General features: G+C 34.5%; 23 protein-coding genes, 1 tRNA gene and 1 pseudogene. 19 read left to right on the top strand and 6 right to left on the bottom strand.

Going from position 1 to position 26642, the window contains the following annotated elements:
* Positions 1 to 154 precede the first annotated feature (154 nt).
* Both BSU00_RS08435 and BSU00_RS08440 read right to left on the bottom strand, forming a co-directional pair.
* Positions 155 to 1480, bottom strand: coding sequence for an ABC transporter permease (locus tag BSU00_RS08435; protein ID WP_369820309.1), 1326 nt, complete (start codon positions 1478 to 1480; stop codon positions 155 to 157).
* Between the two features lies 1 nt (position 1481).
* Entirely contained in the window at positions 1482 to 2411 is a 930-nt protein-coding gene (locus BSU00_RS08440; protein WP_105003988.1) for an ABC transporter ATP-binding protein, read from the bottom strand.
* A gap of 244 nt (positions 2412 to 2655) precedes the next feature.
* Between BSU00_RS08440 and BSU00_RS08445 the strand changes: the two genes are divergently transcribed.
* From BSU00_RS08445 to BSU00_RS08465, 5 genes are all read left to right on the top strand, one after another.
* Positions 2656 to 3111 carry a MarR family winged helix-turn-helix transcriptional regulator gene (locus BSU00_RS08445; protein ID WP_105003989.1) on the top strand — a complete coding sequence of 152 codons (456 nt, stop codon included), beginning with the start codon at positions 2656 to 2658 and terminating at the stop codon, positions 3109 to 3111.
* A gap of 14 nt (positions 3112 to 3125) precedes the next feature.
* Positions 3126 to 5531: a 3-hydroxyacyl-CoA dehydrogenase/enoyl-CoA hydratase family protein gene (locus tag BSU00_RS08450; protein ID WP_105003990.1), complete on the top strand. Its 2406-nt coding sequence runs from the start codon at positions 3126 to 3128 to the stop codon at positions 5529 to 5531.
* A gap of 4 nt (positions 5532 to 5535) precedes the next feature.
* Complete coding sequence (locus tag BSU00_RS08455; RefSeq protein ID WP_105003991.1) at positions 5536 to 6726, top strand: acetyl-CoA C-acyltransferase; 1191 nt, start codon at positions 5536 to 5538, stop codon at positions 6724 to 6726.
* Between the two features lie 16 nt (positions 6727 to 6742).
* Positions 6743 to 8557: an acyl-CoA dehydrogenase family protein gene (locus BSU00_RS08460; RefSeq protein ID WP_105003992.1), complete on the top strand. Its 1815-nt coding sequence runs from the start codon at positions 6743 to 6745 to the stop codon at positions 8555 to 8557.
* 225 nt (positions 8558 to 8782) lie between these two features.
* A complete protein-coding gene (locus BSU00_RS08465) occupies positions 8783 to 9442 on the top strand; it encodes a rhomboid family intramembrane serine protease (protein ID WP_105003993.1) in 660 nt (219 codons plus the stop codon).
* Between the two features lie 39 nt (positions 9443 to 9481).
* Here BSU00_RS08465 and BSU00_RS08470 read toward each other — a convergent pair whose 3' ends face one another.
* The gene (locus tag BSU00_RS08470; protein WP_105003994.1) at positions 9482 to 9937 is read right to left on the bottom strand and encodes an Lrp/AsnC family transcriptional regulator; all 456 of its coding nucleotides are present in this window, start codon (positions 9935 to 9937) and stop codon (positions 9482 to 9484) included.
* Between the two features lie 173 nt (positions 9938 to 10110).
* On the opposite strand from BSU00_RS08470, the gene BSU00_RS08475 reads away from it, so the two are divergent.
* Entirely contained in the window at positions 10111 to 11244 is a 1134-nt protein-coding gene (locus BSU00_RS08475) for a histidine decarboxylase (RefSeq protein ID WP_105003995.1), read from the top strand.
* A 73-nt stretch (positions 11245 to 11317) separates the two neighbouring features.
* On the opposite strand, the gene trxB is transcribed toward BSU00_RS08475, so the two are convergent.
* Entirely contained in the window at positions 11318 to 12256 is a 939-nt protein-coding gene (gene trxB, locus BSU00_RS08480; RefSeq protein WP_233188669.1) for a thioredoxin-disulfide reductase, read from the bottom strand.
* A 202-nt stretch (positions 12257 to 12458) separates the two neighbouring features.
* Here trxB and BSU00_RS08485 point away from each other — a divergent pair.
* The 9 genes and pseudogenes from BSU00_RS08485 to BSU00_RS08515 form a co-directional block, all read left to right on the top strand.
* A tRNA-Pro gene (locus tag BSU00_RS08485) sits at positions 12459 to 12533 on the top strand.
* 161 nt (positions 12534 to 12694) lie between these two features.
* Positions 12695 to 14143, top strand: a complete 1449-nt coding sequence (locus BSU00_RS08490; protein ID WP_105003997.1) for a tetratricopeptide repeat protein — start codon at positions 12695 to 12697, stop codon at positions 14141 to 14143.
* A 143-nt stretch (positions 14144 to 14286) separates the two neighbouring features.
* Positions 14287 to 14982 carry a carboxypeptidase-like regulatory domain-containing protein gene (locus BSU00_RS14040; RefSeq protein ID WP_369820310.1) on the top strand — a complete coding sequence of 232 codons (696 nt, stop codon included), beginning with the start codon at positions 14287 to 14289 and terminating at the stop codon, positions 14980 to 14982.
* A gap of 8 nt (positions 14983 to 14990) precedes the next feature.
* Positions 14991 to 15455: a hypothetical protein gene (locus BSU00_RS14045; RefSeq protein WP_369820311.1), complete on the top strand. Its 465-nt coding sequence runs from the start codon at positions 14991 to 14993 to the stop codon at positions 15453 to 15455.
* Positions 15437 to 17149: a TonB-dependent receptor domain-containing protein gene (locus BSU00_RS14050; RefSeq protein WP_369820312.1), complete on the top strand. Its 1713-nt coding sequence runs from the start codon at positions 15437 to 15439 to the stop codon at positions 17147 to 17149. The genes BSU00_RS14045 and BSU00_RS14050 overlap by 19 nt, the downstream gene beginning before the upstream one ends.
* Positions 17150 to 17153: 4 nt before the next feature.
* Positions 17154 to 18176: a phytase gene (locus tag BSU00_RS08500; protein ID WP_105004221.1), complete on the top strand. Its 1023-nt coding sequence runs from the start codon at positions 17154 to 17156 to the stop codon at positions 18174 to 18176.
* A gap of 123 nt (positions 18177 to 18299) precedes the next feature.
* A complete protein-coding gene (locus BSU00_RS08505) occupies positions 18300 to 18914 on the top strand; it encodes a DUF4230 domain-containing protein (protein WP_105003998.1) in 615 nt (204 codons plus the stop codon).
* On the top strand, positions 18911 to 19279 hold the full coding sequence (locus BSU00_RS08510) for an MmcQ/YjbR family DNA-binding protein (RefSeq protein ID WP_105003999.1): 369 nt from the start codon (positions 18911 to 18913) through the stop codon (positions 19277 to 19279). Before BSU00_RS08505 ends, BSU00_RS08510 begins: the two co-directional genes overlap by 4 nt.
* A 33-nt stretch (positions 19280 to 19312) precedes the next feature.
* Positions 19313 to 19843 (top strand): annotated as a pseudogene (locus BSU00_RS08515) (5-formyltetrahydrofolate cyclo-ligase); the annotation flags it as partial.
* A 40-nt stretch (positions 19844 to 19883) separates the two neighbouring features.
* Here the strand turns inward: BSU00_RS08515 and rho are convergent.
* Positions 19884 to 21605 (bottom strand): transcription termination factor Rho, encoded by a 1722-nt coding sequence (gene rho, locus BSU00_RS08520; protein WP_105004000.1) that lies wholly within the window; start codon positions 21603 to 21605, stop codon positions 19884 to 19886.
* Positions 21606 to 21798: 193 nt separating this feature from the next.
* Between rho and BSU00_RS08525 the strand changes: the two genes are divergently transcribed.
* From BSU00_RS08525 to BSU00_RS08540, 4 genes are all read left to right on the top strand, one after another.
* A complete protein-coding gene (locus BSU00_RS08525) occupies positions 21799 to 22236 on the top strand; it encodes a DUF4293 domain-containing protein (protein ID WP_105004001.1) in 438 nt (145 codons plus the stop codon).
* Between the two features lie 319 nt (positions 22237 to 22555).
* The gene (locus tag BSU00_RS08530; protein WP_105004002.1) at positions 22556 to 23209 is read left to right on the top strand and encodes a response regulator transcription factor; all 654 of its coding nucleotides are present in this window, start codon (positions 22556 to 22558) and stop codon (positions 23207 to 23209) included.
* Between the two features lie 276 nt (positions 23210 to 23485).
* Positions 23486 to 24181, top strand: coding sequence for a hypothetical protein (locus BSU00_RS08535; protein ID WP_105004003.1), 696 nt, complete (start codon positions 23486 to 23488; stop codon positions 24179 to 24181).
* 134 nt (positions 24182 to 24315) lie between these two features.
* Positions 24316 to 26097, top strand: a complete 1782-nt coding sequence (locus BSU00_RS08540) for a tetratricopeptide repeat-containing sensor histidine kinase (protein WP_105004004.1) — start codon at positions 24316 to 24318, stop codon at positions 26095 to 26097.
* Here BSU00_RS08540 and BSU00_RS08545 read toward each other — a convergent pair.
* Positions 26066 to 26569 (bottom strand): metallophosphoesterase, encoded by a 504-nt coding sequence (locus tag BSU00_RS08545; RefSeq protein ID WP_105004005.1) that lies wholly within the window; start codon positions 26567 to 26569, stop codon positions 26066 to 26068. The genes BSU00_RS08540 and BSU00_RS08545 overlap by 32 nt on opposite strands.
* Positions 26570 to 26642: the final 73 nt, after the last annotated feature.

A 26642-nucleotide genomic window follows, 5' to 3' on the forward strand; every position in this document is an offset into this window, starting at 1 on the left:
AAATACAAACCTAAATTTAAAAAAAGGAATAGTATCTGTAGTAGTGCAGTTAACAATAGCGCACAGTAAAGTTCGACCTTACTCCCCTAACTTACTTATACTAGCTTCCCGGTAACAAAAAAAAGCAACTAATACCTAGTTGCTTTTCAAAACTTTATCCACTGTAGCGAATCCATTTCCAAAGATCCTTGTAAGATGGTTTCTTCCCATACATCAATATTCCAACACGATATATCTTCGCTGCTACCCAAACAAAAAGTAAAAAGGTTAGCACTAGCAAGGTCATGGAAACTGCAATTTCCCACCAGGCAACACCAAAAGGTACGCGCATCAGCATTACAATTGGAGAGGTTAACGGTATATAGGAAAAAATAACCGATATTGGCCCATGCGGGTCATTAATAACCGTAGCAAAACCAACGTAAACGGCTAAGATAAGTGGCAACATTATAGGCATCATAAACTGTTGGGTATCGGTTTCGTTATCTACGGCAGCACCTACAGCTGCAAAAAGAGAACTATAGAGCATATAGCCTCCTAAAAAGTAAAAGATAAAGAGGAAGAAAAGCGTTACTAACGGTAGTTGAAAAAATTCTTGCAGTAGCATTTCTCCTTTACCTCCTGCAGCCTGCTGCATTGCTTCCATTTGCTCCGGTGTAACTTTAGCAGATTGCATCTCTACCATACTTACACCGAGAAGAGAAGAAACAATTACACCAAAAACAGCCAGTAAAATACCCCAAATAAAGAATTGTAATAATCCTGCTGATGCATTCCCGATAATTTTTCCCATCATCAATTGAAATGGTTTTACAGAAGAAACAATAACCTCAATAATTCTTGTTGTCTTTTCTTCAATTACACTCCTCATTACAGAGGTTCCATAAATCATCACAAACATCATTAGTAGATATCCTGCTATGGCACCCACAGCTATTTTCAGACCATTCCTTAACTTAGAGGATTTCTCGCCTGAAAAATTATACATTTTAATATCAGAAGCTATTTTGGAAGCCTTAATTTTAGCCAAATCAATCCCAAAACTCGACAGCTTTTCATTCTGAATTTTTTTATCTATTTTATTTTCCAAAGAACTAATGATAGACATGCTTGGTGAATCTTTAGAATAGAATTCAATAGAATTTGCCAAAACTTCCAAACTATCTTTTTGCGGAATGAATAAGACGCCATAAAAATCACCATTTTCTACTTTTTCCTTGGAAACTTCAAGCCCTAAACTTGTAAAATCTTGGTATTTTACCGTTTTAGAATCTACAAATAAATCGTTGGCCAAAAACCCAGATTCATCCACATAAGCTATATTCTTGACCTTCTCATCATTCTTCTGCATCAAAAAGAAAATTAAAAATCCCATTCCAACCAAAATAACAGGACTTAAAAAAGTCATTACAATGAAAGACTTGTTTCTAACTTTTGCAATAAATTCTCGTTCTATAATTAATCGTAACTTTTTCATCATCTTAACTGTTTTTCTGCACTGCTTGGATAAAAATATCGTTGGCACTAGGAACCAACTCCACAAAATGTTGTACCTCCCCTTTACTGGTTAGATATCCTAATAATTCATTTGGTGAGGTACCGTTTTCTAATTTTACATGCAAACTTAAACCTTCGTTTAAAAGGGAAAAATCCGCTGGAGAAACAGCAAAATTTTCGTGTAACGTAGCCGCTACCTCCTCAGGAGTATCGGTATTAATACCAACTTGAAAGGTATTCGTTCTGAATTCTCGTTTGATATCTAGTAATTTCCCATCTAAAATTTTATTAGACTTATTTATCAACGCTATATAATCACACATCTCTTCTACGCTTTCCATTCTATGAGTAGAAAAAATTATAGTTGCTCCTTCGTCTCTTAATTGAAGGATTTCCTTAGCTATAATTTGTGCATTAATAGGATCAAACCCTGAAAATGGTTCGTCAAATATTAAAAGTTTTGGTTGGTGTAAAACCGTAACAATAAACTGCACTTTTTGGGCCATTCCCTTAGAAAGTTCCTCAATTTTTTTATCCCACCAGGCTCCAATATCAAACTTATCAAACCAATATTTTAAACGCCTTTTAGCCTCTGCCTTAGACAGACCCTTTAACTGGGCAAGATATAACGCTTGTTCACCAACCTTCATACTTTTATACAAACCGCGTTCTTCTGGAAGATATCCTATGTATTCAACATGGTGCGGTGCCAGAGGTTCACCGTCTAGTAGAACGGATCCACTGTCAGGCATTGTGATTTGGTTGATAATTCGGATCAAAGAGGTTTTTCCAGCTCCATTAGGTCCTAAAAGTCCAAACACACTTCCTTTTGGAATATGCATAGACACATTATTGAGTGCCGTAAAATCGCCATAACGTTTTACTACATTATTAATTTCAAGTAAATTTTTCATTGACTTTTTTTAAGTAATGCGAAAATACAGAAGAGATTATACTTAAACAAGTTTATCTAATTCTCTTGTAAAATACAAGTACTTACATAACACCATACGAAATAGAAATATCTAAAAATGATAAAACACAATAGTAAAATTTAAAAGGAGTGTTTTTCCTAAAAAATGCAAAAATATACTATGCACGCATAATTTTTTCAGAAATGTTATGCGTGCATAGTATATTTTTATATATTTGACCCATATGGATAAAGTTAAGTCGATAGATCACCAATTAAGAGCAACTTGGCAAGCTGTTGCGAAGATGTATAACGAGCAAGCAGCGAAGCATAATAGTACTATGGCCATGGCTTTCGCTCTACTTAATATTGATTTTGAGCAAGGAACACCATCTACCTCTTTAGGACCATTAATGGGAATGGAACCAACAAGCCTATCTAGACTATTAAAAACGATGGAAGATAAAGGTGTTATTTGCAGAGAGAAAAACCCAAATGATGGGAGAAGTGTGATCATTAAATTGACAGAATATGGCAAAGAAATGCGAGAAGTATCCAAAGGACACGTTTATCAATTTAATAACAAGGTTAGAGAGTTTATCTCCGATAGTGAAATAGATGCCTTTTTAAAGGTAACCACCACGATCAATAAATTGATTACGGATAAATTGATTTACGATAACGTTAACAAAAATGACTAAAAACAAATAAAAAAATGACACGAAGAATAAAAAAAATAGCAATCATCGGATCTGGAATAATGGGTTCGGGTATTGCATGTCATTTTGCCAATATTGGCGTTGAAGTTTTATTATTAGATATTATTCCACGCGAACTTAACGACAAAGAAAAGGCAAAAGGATTAACATTAGAGGATAAGGTAGTTCGTAATCGTCTTGTAAACGATGCCTTAGCAGCCTCTTTAAAGTCTAAACCTTCCCCAATTTATAGTAAGAAGTTTGCAGAACGAATCACAACAGGAAATATTGACGATGATTTACACCTAATAAAAGACGTAGATTGGGTTATGGAAGTTGTTGTAGAGCGATTAGACATCAAACAAAGTGTTTTTGAAAAAATAGAACAATACCGCACTCCTGGTACTATTATCTCTTCGAACACCTCTGGAATTCCAATTCAATTCATGAATGAAGGTAGAAGCGAAGATTTTCGCCAGCATTTTGCTGTTACCCACTTCTTTAATCCGCCAAGATATTTAAAATTATTTGAAGTAGTTCCCGGACCGGATTGTAAGCAAGAGGTAACGGACTTTTTAATGGAATACGGATCTAAATTTTTAGGTAAAACTTCTGTTTTAGCAAAAGATACTCCTGCTTTTATCGGAAATAGAATTGGTATTTTTGGTATTCAATCTCTATTTCACCAAGTAAAAGAATTGGGTTTAACTATTGAAGAGGTTGACAAATTAACAGGTCCGGTAATCGGACGTCCAAAATCTGCGACTTTCCGAACCGTTGATGTAGTTGGTTTAGATACCTTAGTACACGTGGCAAACGGTATTTACCAAAATTGCCCAGAGGATGAAGCACATGATTTATTCAAATTACCAGATTTCATCAATACCATGATGGAAAACAAATGGTTAGGAAGTAAAACAAAACAAGGGTTTTACAAAAAATCAGTTACCGCAGAGGGCAAAAAGGAAATTCTATCCCTAGACCTAGATACCATGGAGTATCGATCTAAAAAACGTGCTAAATTCGCCACACTTGAATTAACAAAAAACATAGACAAACCAATAGACCGCTTTAAGGTTTTAGTGAGCGGAAAAGACAAAGCTGGAGAATTTTATCGTAAGAATTTTGCCGCCATGTTTGCCTATGTACAAAATAGAATCCCAGAAATTTCAGACGAGCTTTACCGAATTGATGATGCCATGAAAGCAGGTTTTGGATGGGAAAACGGACCATTCGAAATATGGGATGCTGTTGGTGTTGAAAAAGGTATAGCACTTATGAAAGCAGAAGGAAAAGAACCTGCTGCTTGGGTAACTGAAATGCTTGCAAACGGTTCTACTTCTTTTTATACCGTTAACGATGGAGCTACGTATTATTACGATGTTCCTGCTAAAAAGCAAGTGAAAAAGCCAGGGCAAGATTCCTTCATTATTCTAGACAATATCAGAAAGACAAAAGAGGTATTTAAAAACTCTGGGGTAGTTATTGAAGATTTAGGTGATGGGATTCTAAACTGTGAGTTCCAATCAAAAATGAATACCATTGGTGGCGATGTATTGGCCGGTTTAAATAAAGCGGTAGATTTAGCAGAAAAAGATTTCCAAGGCTTAGTTATTGGTAACCAAGGAACAAACTTCTCTGTTGGAGCAAACATCGGAATGATTTTCATGATGGCAGTAGAGCAAGAATATGACGAGCTTAACATGGCTATCAAATATTTCCAAGATACCATGATGCGCATGCGTTATTCGGCTATACCAACTATTGCTGCACCGCACGGAATGGCACTAGGTGGTGGATGTGAATTATCCCTTCATGCAGATAAAGTTGTTGCAGCAGCAGAAACGTATATTGGTTTAGTAGAGTTTGGAGTTGGGGTTATTCCAGGTGGTGGAGGATCTAAGGAAATGACACTACGCGCTCAAGATTTATTCCAACGAGGAGATGTGCAACTTAACGTTCTTCAAGAACACTTTTTAACCATAGGAATGGCTAAAGTAGCAACCTCAGCCTACGAGGCTTTCGATTTTAATCTTTTACAAAAAGGGAAAGACGTTGTTGTGGTAAACAGAGACCGTCAGATTGCAGAAGCTAAAAAACACGCGGTACTTCTTGCCGAGGCTGGCTACACCCAACCTGTAAAAAGGAAAGATGTATTGGCACTTGGAAAACAAGCATTAGGAATGTTCTTAGTAGGAACGGATTCAATGAACGCTTCTAAATACATTTCTGAACACGATCAAAAAATCGCAAACAAACTAGCATATGTAATGGCTGGAGGAGACTTATCAGAACCAACACGAGTTTCTGAACAGTATTTATTAGACCTTGAACGTGAGGCTTTCTTAAGTTTAACAACAGAGCGCAAAACATTAGAGCGTATCCAACACATGTTAAAAACTGGTAAACCATTAAGAAACTAAAAGAATGAAAACAGCATATATAGTAAAAGGATATAGAACCGCCGTAGGGAAATCTAAAAAGGGTGTGTTCAGATTTAAAAGAGCGGATGAACTAGCTGCAGAAACCATCCAATACATGATGAAAGAGTTACCAGAATTTGACGTAACGCGAATCGATGATGTAATTGTTGGAAATGCAATGCCAGAAGGCTCTCAAGGATTAAACATGGCACGAATCATTTCGTTAATCGGATTAGATTCAGTAGATGTGCCTGGAGTTACTGTAAATCGCTTTTGTTCTTCTGGATTAGAAACGATTGGAATGGCTGTCGCTAAGATACAATCAGGTATGGCAAGCTGTGTTATTGCTGGAGGTACAGAAAGTATGAGTTCTGTTCCTATGACCGGTTTTAAACCAGAATTGAGTTATGATATTGTTAAGGCGGGTCATGAAGATTATTACTGGGGAATGGGTAATACTGCGGAGGCAGTTGCGCAAAAATATAAGGTGTCGCGTGAAGACCAAGATGCATTTGCATACGAATCGCATATGAAAGCGTTACGAGCGTTGGATGAGAATCGTTTTCAAGATCAAATTGCACCTATTGACGTTGCAGAAACCTATATTGATGCCAACGGAAAGAAAGCAACTCGTTCTTACACGGTAACAAAAGATGAAGGCCCACGTCGTGGAACTACCAAAGAGGCATTAGCGAAACTCCGTGCCGTATTTGCTGCCAACGGATCGGTAACTGCTGGTAACTCCTCGCAAACAAGTGACGGTGCTGCTTTTGTTTTGGTAATGAGTGAAGATATGGTAAAAGAATTAAATCTTGAGCCAATTGCAAGAATGGTGAGCTATGCTGCTGCCGGGGTTCCTCCACGTATTATGGGAATAGGACCAGTTGCTGCTATCCCTAAAGCATTAAAACAAGCAAATTTAAAACAAAGTGATATTGATTTAATCGAGTTGAACGAAGCCTTTGCTTCACAATCTCTAGCAGTAATTAGAGAGCTTGATTTAAATCCAGATATAATTAACGTTAATGGTGGTGCTATTGCATTAGGACACCCATTAGGATGTACAGGAGCTAAATTATCTGTTCAATTATTCGATGAGATGCGCAAACGTGACATGAATAATAAATACGGAATGGTAACTATGTGTGTTGGTACTGGACAAGGTGCCGCAGGAATTTTTGAATTTTTAAAGTAACAAAAAAAACAACAACATGTCAGAATTAACAACAAAAGCAGACATTTTACGAGGAGGACAGTTCCTGGTAAAAGAAACAAATTGCGAAGACATATTCACTCCTGAAGATTTTTCGGAGGAACAAACGATGATGAAAGATGCGGTAATTGAGTTCAATGACCGTGAAATTATTCCACACAAACACAGGTTTGAGGCAAAAGATTATGCCTTAACAGAGGAAACTATGCGTAAAGCTGGAGAATTAGGGTTCTTGGGCGTTGCAGTACCAGAGGCATATGGTGGTCTTGGAATGAGTTTTGTATCAACCATGTTAACTTGTGACTATATTTCCAGCGGAACGGGGTCTTTTAGTACTGCCTTCGGAGCACATACCGGAATTGGTACAATGCCAATAACATTATACGGTACCGAAGAGCAAAAACAAAAATTTGTTCCTGCCTTAGCTACTGGAGAAAGATTTGGTGCCTACTGTTTAACGGAGCCTGGTGCAGGTTCGGATGCAAATTCTGGAAAAACAACTGCAGAATTAACAGAAGACGGAAAACACTATAAAATTAACGGACAAAAAATGTGGATATCTAATGCAGGATTTGCAGAGGTATTCATCGTATTTGCTCGTATAGAGAACGACAAGAATATTACAGGATTTATTTTAGAATACGACAAGAACAATCCTAATGGGGTAACTCTTGGTGAAGAAGAACACAAATTAGGTATCCGTGCTTCTTCAACGCGTCAGGTATTCTTTAACGACACGTTAATTCCTGTTGAAAACATGTTGTCTGAGCGCGGTGGTGGATTTAAAATTGCCATGAATGCCCTTAATGTTGGACGTATCAAATTAGCGGCTGCATGTTTAGACTCACAACGAAGAATTATTACAGAAGCTGTAAAATACGCCAACGAGCGTAAACAATTCAAAACACCGATTGGCGAATTTGGCGCTATCAAAGCAAAACTAGCGGAAATGGCTACAAGTGCCTATGCTGGAGAATCTGCTTCGTACAGAGCTGCAAAGAATATTGAAGACAGAATTGCCATTCGTGAATCGGAGGGTAATACACACCAAGAAGCAGAGCTAAAAGGCGTGGAAGAATACGCTATTGAATGTTCTATTCTTAAAGTAGCAGTATCGGAAGATGTACAAAACTGTGCCGATGAAGGAATTCAGGTATTTGGAGGTATGGGATTCTCTGAAGAAACACCAATGGAATCTGCATGGAGAGATGCGAGAATTGCACGTATCTATGAAGGAACCAACGAAATTAACAGAATGCTTTCTGTTGGAATGCTAGTTAAAAAAGCAATGAAAGGACACGTAGACCTATTAAACCCTGCTATGAAAGTAGCAGATGAATTGATGGGAATTCCTTCTTTTGACACTCCAGACTTTTCGGAATTGTTTTCAGAAGAAAAAGCAATCCTCGGAAAACTTAAAAAAGTATTCTTAATGGTTGCTGGATCTGCAATTCAAAAATTTGGACCAGATTTAGAAAAACACCAACAGTTATTGACGGCTGCTTCCGATATATTAATCGAAATTTATATGGCAGAGTCTACAATTTTGAGAACTGAGAAAAATGCGAAGCGATTCGGTGAAGATGCTCAAAAAGAACAGATTGCCATGGCTAAATTATACTTATATAATGCCGTAGATATCATCTCTAACAGCGCTAAAGAAGGAATTATTTCTTTTGCAGAAGGAGACGAGCAAAGAATGATGTTAATGGGACTAAAACGATTTACAAAATACACCAACTACCCAAATGTAGTTGCTTTACGTAATACCATTGCAGAAAAATTAAAAGCAGAAAATAAATACTGCTTCTAATTCATAGAGAATTAGATTAAAAGTTTTCCGGATACTGGCTTGTGATGCAATGGGCTAGTTTCGGAAGAAAATTTTCTTCAACTTTTATATAGGTTTTAGAATTTAGTTGTTTGTTTAAAGACCGTTAAATTAATTTTTAACGGTCTTTTGTTTGTATTAACGCAAAGAATATTTAAAAATGAATTACCTTTATATCGCTATAGAACAATTTAAAAGTAAAATACTATGATGTTAGGAACCATAAGCATTCTAATAATACTTGCAAATATTATATTTTCCTACAAAGGATTTGAAGATTGGAATTTTTTTAATCAGTATAAATTTCAGGTTGGTGCAATACGAACCCAAAAAGATTATAAGCGTATTGTAACTTCCGGATTTTTGCATGTAAACTGGACGCATTTAATCTTCAATATGTTTAGTTTTTATTCCTTTGGAGCAATATTAGAAAACCATCTTGGTTCCTTAAACTTTACCCTACTCTATTTTGTGAGTTTAATTGTGGGTAATTTATTTGCCTTATCCATTCATAAAGCGGATATGCATTACAGTGCAGTTGGTGCATCAGGTGCAGTATGTGGCGTTATTTTTGCTGCTATTGCATTGTTTCCAGGAATTGGAATTGGAATTTTATTTATTCCCATATCTATTCCAAGTTGGTTGTTCGGACTACTTTACATTTCGTATACCATATACGGGATTAAATCGAGTAACGATAACATTGGACATGAAGCACACCTTGGGGGCGCTATTTGTGGAATGGTAATCGCAGTACTGTTGCAACCAGCCGCATTGGTTACTAATTACGTTCCCATATTACTTGCTATTGTTCCCACCATACTTTTTCTAGGATATAAATTATACAGGATAAGAAAAAACAACTAGAAATTACCTCGAGAAATACCGTAAACTACAAACTAAACATCATTCCAAATAAAAAGCCGTACTTTCTTTAAAGGAGTTAACAACAAAAGAGCTATGGATGTTAGAAATTCCCTCTACTACGGATAACTTTTCATTGATAAATTGTTGGAAGTGATTCATGTCATCTACTGCTATTTTCAATAAAAAGTCAAAATTACCAGAAACATGATGACACTCCATTACCTCGGTAAATACTGAAATTGTATCTTTAAAATTATCAATTAATATCTTTTGATGTTGCAATAAAGTCACCTGACAATATGCGATGATTTGTTTGCCGATACTATTTCTGTTTAGAAGTGCTACATAGTCTTTTACAACCCCTTTTTGTTCTAACTTTTTTACGCGCTCGTAAGTAGGTGTCACAGACAAGCCCACTTTATTGGCAATTTCTTTCATGTTTTGCTTGGAGTTGTGCTGTAACTCCATTAATATTTTCTTATCCGTAGCATCCATTACAGAAGTATTTTCTAAAAACTATAAAACCCAAATAATAACATAGTTCAAAAATACTAAAAATTACATAAAATTAGTTTTAAAAACTTATTTATAGTATTTAAAGGGAAAATAATCTAAAAAAATATAATTTTGCCATCTATAAATAATTCTTGGAAATTTAATCCTACAACATGCATACCGAACGTCTTACCGAGTTATTACAGCAACTGCAAAAAGCAAGTGAATCTTTTTTAGGATATCCAGTATCTAAAGATTTTAATTACGCTGAATTATATGACTTTTTACAATATCCAATAAATAATTTAGGAGACCCATTTGAGAGCAGCACCTATAAAGTACAAACGCATGACATCGAAAAAGAAGTGGTTAACTTTTTCGCAAAACTTTTTAGAGCAAATCCAAACGATTATTGGGGCTACGTAACCAATGGTGGATCCGAGAGTAATTTATACGGTTTGTATATTGCCCGTGAAATGTATCCAAAAGCCATGGTATACTATTCGGAATCTACACACTACAGTGTAAAAAAGAACATACACTTGTTAAACATCCCTAGTATCGTGATCCGATCACAAGAAAATGGAGAAATAGACTATACCGATTTAGAAGAAACATTGAAATTTAACCGACACAAGCCTGCTATTATTCTTACTACCTATGGTACAACGATGACGGAAGCAAAAGATGATGTTTCTAAAGTAAAAAAAATACTAAAAAAACTAGCGATACAAGACCATTACATTCATTGTGACGGCGCCTTGGCAGGATCTTTTGGTGCGTTTGTAAACCCTAAAATCCCATTCGATTTTATGGATGGTGCAGACAGTATTTCTATTAGTGGACATAAGTTTATAGGCTCACCAATACCAGCAGGAGTGGTTATCACCAAACGCTCTCTCCGAGATCGAGTTTCTAAAGGTATTTCCTATATAGGATCGCTGGATACAACTATTACAGGCTCGCGCAACGGACATAGTCCATTATTTCTATGGTATGCCATTCAAAAAATAGGGATACAAGGACTACAAGAACGGTATGAGAAAAGTGTAGCGATTGCAAAATATTGCAAGCAAGAATTACTAAAAATTGGCATAAAAGCCTGGTCGAATCCTGGAGCAATTACTGTTGTATTTCCTAAAATGCCCGACGAAATTAAAAATAAATGGCAATTGGCAACTGAAGAAGATATCACGCACATCATTTGTATGCCAAATGTAACAAAAGAACAAATTGACGCTTTCATTGCGGATGTAACAAGAATAGACCATTCACGATACCTTGAGGAGGATATCATTTATAATTAATAAAATAGAAATAATAAAAAAGCTTCCAAATCAGGAAGCTTTTTTGTTTTATTTTTATACCGATATCCGAGTTCTATTCTAGAGCTCCTAAATACCTTTCAGCATCTAGAGCAGCCATACAACCAGTTCCTGCAGCCGTAACCGCCTGACGATAATCTTTATCTTGCACATCTCCTGCAGCAAAAATTCCAGGAAGATTTGTCTTGGTTGTTTTTCCTTTGGTAATTAGATACCCCGTATCATCCATATCTAACATTCCGTGAAATAACTTTGTATTTGGCGTGTGGCCAATAGCTATAAAAACACCTGTTACTGGGATTTCCGACTCTTGTCCTGTTTGATTATTTACTGTTCGTACACCTTCCACAACGTTACCGCCTAAAACCTCAGCAATCTCTGTATTGTATAACACTTCGATATTTTCGGTTTTATTTACACGGTGTTGCATAGCTTTGGATGCTCGCATGTAATCCTTACGCACTAGCATCGTTACTTTACTACAAATATTCGCTAGATAAGTTGCTTCCTCAGCAGCTGTATCTCCCGCTCCTACCACAATAACATCTTGTCCTTTATAGAAGAAACCATCACAGGTAGCACAAGCCGAAACACCACCACCTATTAAACGTTGCTCACTTTCCAAACCTAGATACTTTGCTGTAGCTCCCGTAGAGATGATAACTGTCTCCGCCTCTAGCTCGGTAGTTTCATCAACAGTAACCTTGTGCAGCCCTCCAACTTCTTGAGAAAAAGCTACGTTAGTTGCCATTCCAAAACGAACATCTGTTCCAAAACGCTCCGCTTGATTTTTTAAATCATCCATCATTGCAGTTCCGTCCGTTCCATTAGGGTACCCAGGGAAATTATCTACCTCTGTTGTAGTAGTTAATTGCCCACCCATTTGCATTCCTGTATACATCACTGGCTTCATATCTGCTCTTGCAGCATATATCGCAGCAGTATATCCTGCTGGCCCAGAACCGATAATTAAACATTTTATTTTTTCCGCCATTTTCATTTTAAATTTAACAGTACAAATGTAATTTATTTTTAGAGGTTTCCAAGATATGGCGATATATTTTGGTTATCTATAGATAGAGAAGTCAAATACTATATTTTTTAACTAAAAAATTTTATTTATCCTTTTTTTTTATACATTTGCATTCCCAAATAAAAAGAGATTTTAAGGAAAAAAATTCCTTTAAATTCCAAATCGGGGTGTAGCGTAGCCCGGTCATCGCGCCTGCTTTGGGAGCAGGAGGTCGCAGGTTCGAATCCTGCCACCCCGACAAAAGAGTAGTTAAAGTATAACTACTCTTTTTATTTTAGATACTTTTTCATAACCTTTTCTTAATTTTAAATTACTCTGATATTTGTTTTTTTGTCGGTATGGCAAAAAATATTCCTAGTTTTTACATTGTGTTTCCCTTTTGTAATCATAAGTGCGACAGTGCACTCTCCAAACTCTAATCAGCTAAATGACAGTCTAGCGTACAAAAACTATGCACTTGGTAATCTTTATGTAAAGAATCATTTACACGCGAAGGCGATACAATATTATACAAATGCAATAACTGCCACTACCGTCGACACTTTTCATATTAATATCAAAAATGCTATTGGCAATATCTACCTAGACCTTGAAAATTATCCTATTGCGGAAAAGTACATTAACGAGGCACTAATTCTTGGCGAAAAGGAAACTTATGAATCTGGTATGGCAAATTCTTATTTATTACTAGGCGCAAGCAAGGAAAAACAAGGCCGATACCTAGAAGCTATTAAAAATCAAGAAAAAGCATTACAATGGTACACTAAGATGCAAGATAAAATTGGTGTAGCAAATAGTAAAATAAATATTGGTAGTATTTATGAAGATTTAAATCAGTTTGATAAAGCCTATAACTACTTTTTGGAAGCCTATGCTATTTTAAAAAACACCCAAACAGCCGAGGAGTGCGATGTTTTAAATAACTTAGGAGATGTCTATAGAAAGAGAGGTGATATTCAAGCTGCTATCAGCTACACAAACCATTCCTTGGATATCGCAAAGGCACTAGAGAATAGCAATCTTATAGAGAGCGCATACAAAGATCTTTCTAAAGCATATTTTGACTTAGAAGAATACAGAAAGGCCTATGAATATAGAGTGAAATCAGAAATTTACAAGGAGATCACTACAAACAAACAAAATACAAAGCAACTGAATTTTTTGCTAGCCAATTACGATTCAAATACAAAAGAAGCGGAAATTAAACTCTTAAAAGAATCTAACAAACTCAAAAAAACACATCAAAATATTTTAATTGCTTTACTAATCGTGTTACTCTCTTATAGTATTGTTGCCCGATATATATTCCAAAAAAAACGTAAGGCTAAATTAAAAATACAGCAATATAAAGAGCAAATACTAAAGTCGGAATTAGAACAAAAACAAGTACAACAAACAATTTTAGAACGAGATATAAAATCAAAAACAGCATCGTTATCCAAATACAGTCTTCACTTATCGCAAAAAAACACGATGCTGCAAGAAATTTCATCAAATCTAAATCATATTTCTAAACGAAAAAACATTGATGTTCACAAAAAAATTACCGAAGTATACAAAGAGATAGACTTCCATCTAAAACAAGATAATGAATGGGAAGATTTCAATACTTTATTTAAAGACATTCATCCTGACTTCACAATTAATCTTCAAAAAGCAACATCCCAAAAACTATCTCCTTCAGAATTAAAATTAAGCATGTTACTCCGACTAAATTTAAGTTCAAAAGAAATTGCAACAATTTTAAGAGTCACACCAGATAGCATACGAGTGGCTAGATATAGATTACGAAAAAAACTTCCCATACATCCAAGAGAAGAACTGGTAAATTTCATGCACAATTTCTAAATATTCAGAAATAGTTATTGCAATGTAAAAGAAGTATTAATGTTGCCTTGATGTTGCCTAAAATTTGCCTTTTTGTTGCTGTAAAAAAAAGGCTTTTAGACAAGGCCAATACTAGTTTTGCCCTGAAAACAAAACCAAAATAAATGACACATTTAAAATTTTTAAAAACACTATTTGTAACAGTATTTTTATGTTTGTACTGTGCAAGCACCAATGCCCAGACTGGGGTACTTAAGGGTATTATTTCTGATGAAAGCGGTTTGTATTTGCCGGGTGCAATAATTACCATTGATGCTACAAATAAAAGAACTACCACTGACTTTAATGGTCAATTTACCATCGTAAATGTACCAACTGGTACACAAGAGATTACCATTACTTTTATTGGGTATGCGGTGAATAAGCAAAAAGTAACCATCAATGCCAACGCTACAACAAGCATTAATGTTGCGATGATCCCGAAAACAAATCTTCTCGATGAAGTTACTATCGCAACCAGAATTGGAGGAGAAACAAAGGCTTTGAACAAGCAACGATCTAACACTAACATTACTAACGTTATCTCTACGGATCAAATTGGTAAATTTCCAGATGCCAACATTGGAGATGCTATCAAACGTGTTCCGGGTATCACAATGCAAGTAGACCAAGGGGAGGCAAGAAATGTTATTATTCGAGGTTTATCACCACAGCTAAACTCGGTAACACTAAACGGAAGTAGAATACCCTCCGCAGAAGGAGACAATAGAAATATTCAAATGGATTTAATCCCATCGGATATGATTCAAACTATTGAGGTAAACAAGGCTGTTACTCCCGACATGGATGGCGATGCTTAGGAGGTTCGGTGAATCTTATTACCAGAACTGCCCCTTTAAACTTTAGACTGTCTGCTACCGCTGGTTCGGGAATCAACTTTATTAATGATAAAAGAATTCTAAATGGATCTTTTTTAGTAGGAGATCGTTCTGAAAATAAAAAGTTCGGTTGGATGATAGCTGCGTCTATTAACGATAGTGATTTTGGCTCTCACAATATTGAAGCAGATTGGGACACTGAATTTGAATACAATAACGGAACAGATACTGAAAAAATAGAGGTAAACCCATTTGTTAAGGAATTTCAACAACGTGATTATGTGGTACAGCGCGTTCGAAGAAGTTTCTCTGCTAACTTTGATTACCAATTAAACGATAATAACACCCTATATTTCAAGTCTATGTATAACTGGAGGATGATAGGGAAAATCGTTTTAGAGGCACTTACGAACTTCTTGACGGAGACGACATCAACATGGATGATTTCACCATAACCAATAACACGCCAGTTCGTTTCCCTGTAGAGGTAAAAAGAGAAACTAAAGGCGGTATAAACAACAATAGAAATAAGAACAAAAGACTAGAAGACCAAAGAATGCAAAACTATACACTTGGTGGTGATCATTTATTTGGAAAAGTGAAAGCCGACTGGATTGCTTCTTATTCTAAGGCATCGGAAGAGCGTTTAAACGAGAGATATATTACCTTTAAATCGGAATACATCATCAATAATGATATTTCCAGCTCAAGATTCCCATTATTTACTGCCGAAAACCCAGCAGATACTGATAATTTGCAAAATTTTGAATACGACGAAGTGACCGAGGAAAATCAATATACAGACGAAGAAGATTTTAACATCTTTACTAACTTTCAACTACCAGCTACTTTGTTCCATAGCGAAGACGGTTTTGTTAAATTTGGTTTTAGAACACGTCTTAAAGAGAAAAAGCGTAACAATATTTTCTATGAATATGATTTAGAAGACGCTTATCCTACCATGGCAGATGTTACCACAAGAGACATAACAAACCCTAATTATTTAGCAGGTAGTCAGTACAAAGCTGGTCTTTTCACCTCGGAGGAATGGTTAGGAAACTTAACATTAAACTCTTCGGTTCCTAGAGAACTAGTATATGATGAGTACTTAGGCGGTAACTACAATACTAAAGAAAATGTTTACGCTGGATACATTATGACCGAACAAAAAGTTTCTTCTAATTTTTCTGTTTTGGCCGGTTTACGAATCGAAAACACACAAATCAGTTCTACCGGAAATACCGTTAACTATGATGAAGATGGTAACTATGTAGATTACCAACAAACTACTGTAGAGAATAATTATACGAACTACTTACCCGGAGTACATTTAAAATACAATTTTAATAAAAACTCTATTCTTAGATTTGCATATACAAATACCATAGCACGTCCTAACTATATTGATTTAGTTCCATACAAAAACATTATTAGAGAAGACGAGGAGATTGAGGTTGGTAATCCTGATCTAAACCCAGCAAAATCGATGAACTTTGACTTAATGGGAGAACATTACTTTTCTACTATAGGAATAATCTCTGCAGGTGCATTCTATAAAAGTATTTCAGATTTCGCATACACCTATATTAGCGAAGCAGAAGATAACAGTTATGGTACGGATACCGAAGGATACGAGGTTAAAAGACCAGAAAACGGAGATGACGCCTATGTTTTCGGAATAGAATTTGCTTTTCAGAGAAAGTTAACTTTCCTTCCAGGATTTGCAAAAAACTTTAATGTGTATCTAAACTACACCTATTTAACTTCAGAGGCAGACGGCATCAATAACGAAGACGGTGACGAAAGAACAAACATGACCTTACCTAACACAGCTCCAAATATGTTTAACGGATCTTTAGGGTATGACGATGGCAGGTTTACTGCAAGAATTTCGGCTAATTTTTCAGATGCATACATCGATGAAATTGGTAAGGACGAATTCAATGATCGTTACTATGACGAGCAATTCTTCTTAGATTTAAATGTTGGCTATGCTATCACAAAGAACTTAAGGGTGTATGCAGATTTCACCAATTTAACAGACCAACCGTTGCGATACTATCAAGGACAAAAAGACAGAACCATGCAAATGGAATATTATGGAAGAAGATTAACATTTGGCCTTAAGTATGATCTATTTAAAAAGTAAACCAATGAAAGTTATAAAATTAAGCATAGCGATAGGTTGTAGTCTTTTACTATTCATATCGTGTAAAGAAACAAGTAAACTACCCGTTATTAAGGCAGATATAATCACAGAAAAAACACCAAATGACAGTGATGATCCTGCCATATGGGTAAACCCAAATGACCCTACAAAAAGTATCATCTTTGGAACCGATAAAGAATCGGAAGGGGGAATTTATGCCTTTGATTTGAATGGAAAAATACTACCCGAAAAAAGTATCAAAAATATAAAACGTCCTAACAATGTTGATGTAGCCTATGGCTTTAGGCTTAGCGATAGTACCAAAACAGACGTTGTCGTTTTCACCGAAAGAGAAAAGCAACAAATTAGAATGTATAGCGTCCCCGATATGCAACCATTAGACAATGGTGGTTTCAAGGTCTTTGAAGATGCAACAGAACCCGAGCACAACCTACCGATGGGAGTTGCCCTTTACACCTCTCCAAATTCTGGGAAACTTTACGCTATTGTTGGAAGAAAAACTGGCCCGAAAGACAACTATCTATACCAATACGAAATAGGATACAATGGAAATAGCGCAACTGCATCCTTAGTTCGAAAATTCGGAAAGTTTAGCGAAAAAAAAGAAATAGAAGCCATTGCTGTTGATAATGAACTCGGGTTTATTTATTATTCAGATGAGCAACACGGAGTACGTAAGTATTTTGCGGAGCCATCGAAAGGTAATCAGGAGATTGCCATTTTTGGAACTGATAAATTTAAAGAAGACATTGAGGGAATTGCTATTGCGAAGACAGAAAATGACAATGGATATATTCTAATTTCCAATCAGCAACAAGGAGAATTCAACATATTTGATAGAAAAACCAATGCATTTATCAAAGCAGTAAATCTCGGAACAACCGAAACAGATGGTTGTGATGCAACAACTGTAAATTTAGGAGCAAAATTTCCAAACGGTCTTTTTGTTGCCATGAATGACAACAAAGATTTCTATTTCTACGACTTACAAAAAATAGTACCATAATTTTATACGAATTCTGTTTATCTAAAATAGGGTTAGTTCGAAAGAGCTAGCCTTATTTGCTCTTACAATGGTTTCTTCTTTTAAGTTTTACGAAATCCCATAAGTTTTAGTAACTTCGTAACTATGGAATTACTATTTATTGGCTTAGCAATCGGAGCAATTATTTCTTTTTTTGTATTTAAAAAATATACTTCTTTTAACAGAAAAAACATAACTGAAAAACAATCTGTTGTTTTATTGGATAAAATACGAAAGGTTTCCAAACTTATTACTGTCGAGGGAGAATTTGCAGAAATATACCACCATGAAAACTCCAAAGAAAAGTTACTGGGCTTAATCACTAGTAAAAAGAAAGCGATAATAATAATTAATGCAAAAGTGCATATAGGTTTCGATTTTAGAAAAATAAAAATGCAAGCCGACACCAAATCAAAGACCATAATTTTATCTGCATTTCCGCAGCCAGAAATATTTTCGGTAGAGCCAAACATCAAGTTTTACGATATCCAAAATGGACTTCTCAACAAGTTTAATTCGGAAGATTTAACCAAAGTGAATGCAGAAGCGAAAGAACATATTATCGATAAGGTTCCTGAGAGTAATTTGATGCAAACTGCAAATAAAGAAGCTTTGGAAGCACTTGAATTGATGCATAATTTGGTAGAAACTATCGGTTGGAAATTGGACACCACCGCACTAAAATTACCAGAAAGACCAGTTGCAAAAATTGAAGCATGAATATAGAGGAACTTCACCAATATTGCAGCAACAAAAAAGGTGTTACAGAGCATTTTCCTTTCGATGAAGTAACCCTAGTTTTTAAAGTAAAAGGAAAGATGTTTGCCTTAATAAATTTAGAAAAATGGGAACGCGGTGAAACCGTTATTAATGTAAAATGCAAACCAACCTGGTCGGAAGAATTACGAGAAGAATACGAGGGTGTAAACCCAGGTTTTCACATGAATAAAAAACACTGGAATTCACTCACTATTAACTGTGATATTCCTGAAAATTTAGTATTGCGCTTGATCAATCATTCTTACGATTTAGTGGTGAAAAAATTACCAAAAAAACTGAAAGAGGAATTGAAGGAAATGGAATAACATATGGCTATTTTATGAAAAAAAAAAGTACTTCGAGATCATTACAAACAGAAAAGAAATACCTTAACGGAGGAAGCGATACGAACTTACCAAAAAAATATATACGACCAAGTAAGCGCTTTAGAAATCGAAAAGGTTACAAATATTCATGTATTTATTTCTTTAAAAAAATTTAAAGAAATAGATACGCAACCTATCATAGATTTTTTTCGATTACAAAAAAAACAGATTGTCGTAAGTAAATGTAATTTTGAAAACAACACATTATCCCATTACATACTACAACCTACTACCAATTTAAAAGCTAATAAATACGGGGTATTAGAACCCTATGATGCAGAGGAGTTAGAGGTACAAAAAATAGATATGGTATTTGTTCCATTGCTAATTTCCGATCGCAATCAATATCGTGTTGGTTACGGAAAAGGCTACTATGATCGATTTTTAGGCGAATGTAGAAAAGATGTCGTTAAAATCGGTATTAATTATTTTCCTCCAATACCGCATATAGAAGACCTGAACCAGTTCGATGTTCCTTTAGATTTTGTAATCTACCCAAAATAAAACCTGCCAATTGGCAGGTTTTATTGTAATGTTTCTTGTGTTATCCATTCATAGAAATTAAAAACTCCTCGTTATTGATAGAGGTTTTAATTCTTTGTTGAATAAATTCCATTGCCTCAATAGGATTCATATCTGCTAAATACTTTCGCAATACCCACATGCGCTGCACACTTTTCTCATCCAATAAAAGATCATCACGACGCGTACTTGATTTAATCAAATCAATAGCTGGGTATATTCTGCGATTAGAAATATTGCGGTCTAATTGCAACTCCATGTTACCGGTACCTTTAAACTCCTCAAAAATAACCTCATCCATTTTAGACCCTGTCTCTGTTAAAGCTGTTGCGATTATCGTTAATGACCCTCCATTTTCGATATTTCTTGCCGCTCCAAAGAAACGTTTTGGTTTGTGTAATGCATTGGCATCTATACCACCAGACAAAATTTTACCAGAGGCAGGTGCTACAGTATTGTATGCTCTTGCTAAACGAGTAATAGAATCTAAAAGAATTACCACATCGTGCCCACATTCTACTAATCGCTTTGCTTTTTCTAATACGATATTCGCAACGCGTACATGTTTGTCGGCTGGCTCGTCAAAAGTAGAAGCAACCACTTCTCCTCGCACACTTCGTTGCATGTCGGTAACTTCTTCAGGACGTTCGTCAATTAGCAGTACTATTTGATACACCTCAGGGTGATTCGCTGCAATCGCTCGTGCCACATCTTTTAACAACATAGTTTTACCAGTTTTTGGCTGCGCTACAATCATACCTCGTTGCCCTTTACCAATTGGTGAGAACAAATCGATAATTCGTGTAGAAAGAGAACTACCTTGTTGTGCTAGATTAAACTTTTCATCGGCAAATAAAGGCGTTAAATGTTCAAAAGAGACTCTATCGCGCACGATATTTGGATTTAAGCCATTAATCTTAGATACTCTAATCAAAGGAAAATATTTCTCTCCTTCTTTTGGTGGTCGTACATTACCTCTAACAGTATCTCCAGTTTTTAAACCAAAAAGTTTGATTTGAGATTGCGATACATAAATATCGTCAGGAGAAGAAAGATAGTTATAATCGGAAGATCGTAAAAAACCATAGCCGTCGGGCATCATTTCTAACACTCCCTCACTTTCAATTATTCCATCAAATTCAAAGTCTGGATCGCGATACTTGTTACCAGCTTTGTGATTTGCTTTGTTTTTGTTTTGATTGTGTTTGTTTTTATTGTGGTTATTATTTTGATTATTTCGCTGCTGTTTGTGATTGTGTTGCTTTTTATCGTCCGAAGATGTTTTTTTAGAATCATCAATGCGCTGGGCCTTACCTTTACTTTGTTCTTTACCAGGAATCGTATTCGCAGTTTTTGCTGGACTATTTTTTTCGGTGGCTTCTTTTGGTTTTCCGGACACCTCTTTACTGTTGTTCTTTGCTAATTCTGATGATTTGTCTGCGGTATCTTGTACTGGAAACTTTTCTTTATTAGAAGGTGTGGGTGCAACCTTTTTGTTTGAAGATTCCTTACTTGTTGCAGAATTTGGTGTATTCTCACCAATTCTTCTTCTCTTTGGTCTTTCTTTTGTTACTTTTTTCTCAACTGGCTTTTCCTCTTTGTTGGTCGCCTCAGCCTGAGCATCTAATATTTTATAAACTAAATCTAATTTTTTTATCTGACTAATTTTCTTTAGCCCAATATTTTTAGCAATTACTTGCAAATCAGTAAGTTTTTTAGCTTTTAATTCCGAAATTTCGAACATTAGTAAATTATATTAAGTTAAAAGTTTCTTTCGTAGAAAGAATTTAATTATATAGTTATGATTGCTGTGTTATAGGAAGTATATAACAATTATTGTGCGGTTTATAGTGCAACAAATATATGCAAATAATTTTACTTCTTAATATTTCTTTTTAAAAAAAGAAGTGCTACTTTTGCGAGACAATTTTTGAAAAATGATACAGAGAATACAATCCGTATATCTTTTCCTAGCTTTTTTGCTAGCCAGTGTTTTGGTGTTGTTTGTTAACTTATGGAAACAATCAAATGGTGAAACGGTTGTGTATGCACTTGATTTATTAGCAGAAAATTCTATTTTATCTAAATGTGTACCGGTATTATTTTTCATATCTGCATTACTGTCTCTTATTACCATATTTCTTTACAAGAATAGACAGTTACAATTTGTATTGTGCAGAATTAATATTTTGACTAACTTTTTTTTATTAGGAATATTGCTATATGTCTCACTAAAATTATCTGGAGAAACTGCGGTTTCAGAGAAAGGTATTGGGATGTTCATACCTATTATTGTTATTTTGCTTTTAGTTTTGGCAAATAAAGCCATTAAAAAGGATGAAGATCTTGTAAAATCTGTGGATAGATTACGATAAACCTATAATCTTAGTATATTTAGTGCACCTAAAAACCGAGAAAATATTCTCGGTTTTTTATGCTTTAAAAACGCAATACTCCATAATTATAATAAGCAGAAGTATGCCAATAAAAATTTATATTGTACATTTAGATTTATAAAGCTAATAAATATAAAAACATCTAACTACTGGAATTCAATAACTTAATTCATTTAAAATGACACTAACCTAGGGTTAACCCTTAGTTGTCTAGTAAAAACCCTTAGTAAAGGTCTAGGGGCATTGAGTATTGCACAGTATGTAGTTGTCTTATACATTTGTAAACGTAAACGATATAATGAGTTACAAGATTAAAGTTCATATAGCCGACGACCACAAAATTTTAATAGAAGGCGTGATGGCTCTTTTAAATACTGAAAAAGACATTGAAGTTGAGGGATATTCCTTAACTGGTAAAGAACTCGTAAACTGGGCGAGTAATCACACTGCAGATGTTTTAATATTGGATATTAACATGCCAGAAATGGATGGGATTGATGTACTCCGTGTCTTTAAAAAACGGGATATCAAAATCAAAACTATAATTCTCTCCAGCTTGGCAGATCCAAAATTAGTACAAGAATTAATATCCTTAGGAGCCTGTGGTTTTTTAGAAAAAAGTTGTGCTAGCGATCATATCGTAGCCGCCGTTACATCGGTGCACAAGGGCATTCAGTATTTTAACGATGATATCAAGAGTAAACTTTTCAATTTATATGTAGAGAACTCAAAAGTGGATACCAATAAAGAAGAGTCCCATAAACAACTCACAGAGAGAGAAATTGAAGTTTTAAAATTAATAGCAAAAGAAAAGAGCTCCCTGGAGATAGCAGATATCTTAATGATAAGCCTAAAAACAGTAGAGTCGTATCGGCGAAATTTATACAAAAAATTAAAAGTAAAAAATGTAGTAGGTTTAGCGATGTACGCAGTAAGGAATAAAATAGTATAATCCTTTCATTTAATTTTCTTTACAAGAGAAAATGCTCCTTCCTCAACTTTGAAATTCCTAACGAAATACGTCGCTCCTATCTACATTACTTAAATAATTACGGCGATGTACATTGTTATTGCAATAACAAAGTTTAGAGAAATACCTTCGTGTTGTTTTCTTGATCCCCTAACACTGAGAACATTCCCCAATCTGTAAGTATTTTTACTACGTGCATCGCCTTTTTAAACAAAACTAAATTACCCGCTCAAAAGAAAAACCTTAAACTTTAGAAAAATGAATAAATCAATAATTTTACCGTTTCTGTGTGCCCTATTTTTTATTGCATGCTCCTCTAACGAAAGTGAACTTGAACTAAATACTTTAGAAAATGAATCGAGCTATCTGCAATCGTATACTTTATTAAGAGATGTTGATGGCAGATACTCACTGGATATAAATGTAAAAGAAAACACACAGGTTGACAATTTTACCCAACCTAATAGTGTGAATGAAATTGTCTTTTCCAAGGTTAACTATCCCACAGAGAAAAACATCAGTAATGATTACACCATAGAAAACGATTTTCTAAAAATCAATTTTTTAGAGTCTTCGAAAGGACAAAAATCATTCATACAAGTAAAAGATGACAACATTCAATACGCAAACAAAAATGGGGTTACCAAATTTTTAAAAAAATATAGCGTTACAAAAAATGAAGACGGTACCTTTACATTAAACTTTCATGTACATAAAAACGTAACTACTAACTTTGTATATAACGAAGCTATTGAGACTTATGAAGTTCATTTGGCTGAAGGAAAAAGTAAAACTAGAAAGTTTTCTAAAGAATTAGCGGTACCTACGTCTAAAATATTGAGAGTTGATTTTGTGAATTATACTGACAAGGTCGAAAGTAAAAATTATTCTAGCAAAGATTATAATTCTGCTGCTAATAATAGAAAACCGAAAATAATAATTGTAAGTGGATAAAAATAAATAAAATAAGCTTCAAAATTAATGAACTTAAAAATAAGTATATTTTCAATACTTTTTTCCTCATTGCTAACAAGCTGCACGAGAAAAAAACATACAAAGAAACAGTATTTTCAAACAATACTGTTTTTATGTCTTTTGGTGTTTTAGACCAGTCTTCATCTCTTGATAATTTATATGAAGAAGCTAAAATATATTTTGATAAGGAACAATATTCTGAATCTTTAAAATTATCACTAGAAGCATTTGAACAAAGTAAAACGATTAAGAGCATAAATTATATGTTTCTATTTTCAGAATTAATCGGTTCCATTTATGATAGAACTTTCGAAAGTACAAAAGCAATATACTACTATAAAAAAAGCCTTAATTATCAATCGCTAATAAACTATCAAAATTTAGATAATATTAATTTTAGTTCAAATATTAAAAGTATAATAAGTAAAATTTATTTAAATCTTAACAGCAACTATCTTAAGCGATATCAAAATATTAAATTTCAAGAAACAAATTTAAATTTTGATGAAAAAGATAAAAAACAGTTGTTAAGCAAATTTAAAGATAGTGCTCAATTCTACTTTAATAAATTGGATAAAATGAAAGGAATTAATGATGAAATACAAAAATATAAAGGCATCTCATACATAAATTTATCTGCATTATATTTTATTGATTCCATCTATAACAAAGCGGAATATTTTGCTAAAAAAGCAGTAGAAATTCAAAAAAAAAGAAATGATAAGAAAAAAATAGCAAGTGCTTTAAATAATCTTGGAAGTATTTATATCGATGATAATAAGTTTGGCAAAGCAAAAAAGACATATACAGATGCCATTCAAACTATAATAGAGGACAATAGTTTTGAAGCTGTGAAATTCAAAATTACTTTGTATAGTAATTTGGCATGGGCCATGCGAAACTTGGGAGAAGTTGAAGCCTATGATAACCTTGAAATTTCTTATACATTAAATGATAATTTGAACGAAAGAGAATTTAACGAAATCATCAAAAAAATTGAAACCGAAAGCAACGAAAACATTACAAAATTAGAGCACGAAAAAGACATAAAAATTGCTACGATAAAAAAACAATCTACCACGTATTTACTGATAGGATTAAGTGTTTTGATTCTTACTATATCAACGATTATAATATACAATTACAAACTAAGGCAGAGAACCCTGCAGCTCTTATTAACCAAGAACAAGCTTTTGGAGGAACAAAATTTAGATCGTTTACGATCAGAATCGCAGGCAAAAATTCTTAATGCTACCATAGACGGGAAGGAAAGTGAACGAAAAAATATTGCAGAAACTTTACACGATAGCGTAAGTGCACTTTTATCCTCAGCAAATATGCACATCACTGCTACAAAAAAGCAATTTAATGGCAACATACCAAATGAATTGGAAAAAACACAATCGATAATTTTAGAGGCATCTAAAACTGTTCGGGATCTATCTCACAATTTAGTTTCTTCCATTTTATTAAAATTTGGCTTGGAATACGCTACTAAAGATATCGCCAAAAAATATTCCAATTCAGAAATAAAATTTCATACCGAAATTAGCAATATTGGCAGGTATGACCAAGATATTGAAATTAAAATTTACAATGTAATCCAGGAACTTGTCAACAATATTATCAAGCACAGTGCAGCAAATAATGCACATATCGTATTAAAAGAAGCTGATAATCGTATTTCATTATTGGTAGAAGATGATGGAATTGGCTTCAATTACAAGCAAAATAAAATTAACTCTGGAATTGGCCTCAACCAACTAGAAGCAAGAATACAAGTAATGAAAGGAGACTTTACAATTGAATCATCAAATAACAAAGGAACTAAAATTAGTATATCTATTCCTGCTCCGAAACGTTTTAAGTTTGACTTCGCACACCTAACTCAATAATCTCCATGTTTTTTATAGCTCCGTTTTCTAAAACAAAACGCAACATAGTTCGAACTTTATGAAAACCATGTTTTCCTGCTGCCCCTGGGTTCACATGTAACATATCAAACTTTTTATCGTATTGTACTTTTAAAATATGAGAATGCCCGCATATAAATAATTTTGGTTGGTGTAAACGAATTGTTTCTTGAGTTCTAACGTTATATTTACCAGGATAACCCGCTATATGGGTCATCAATACCTTTACCCCTTCTAATTCAAAATTAATGGTTAAAGGAAATTCTGTTCTTATTATATGATCATCAATATTTCCAAAAACTGCTCGTAAAGGCTTAATTTTTTTTATACTATCGGTTACTTCTAAATTTCCAATATCACCAGCGTGCCAAACTTCATCAGCGCATTGAACATATTTTAAAATTGTAGAATCTATAAAGCTATGGGTATCTGATAGCAACAATATTTTTTTCATGTAAGATGTTTATACCAAAGTTACAGCAATTGTTTAATTAAAAGTACGCTAAACAATACTTATCTAAAACTCT

The sequence above is a fragment of the Tenacibaculum sp. SG-28 genome (assembly GCF_002954385.1).
In the GTDB taxonomy this organism is placed as follows: Bacteria; Bacteroidota; Bacteroidia; order Flavobacteriales; family Flavobacteriaceae; genus Polaribacter.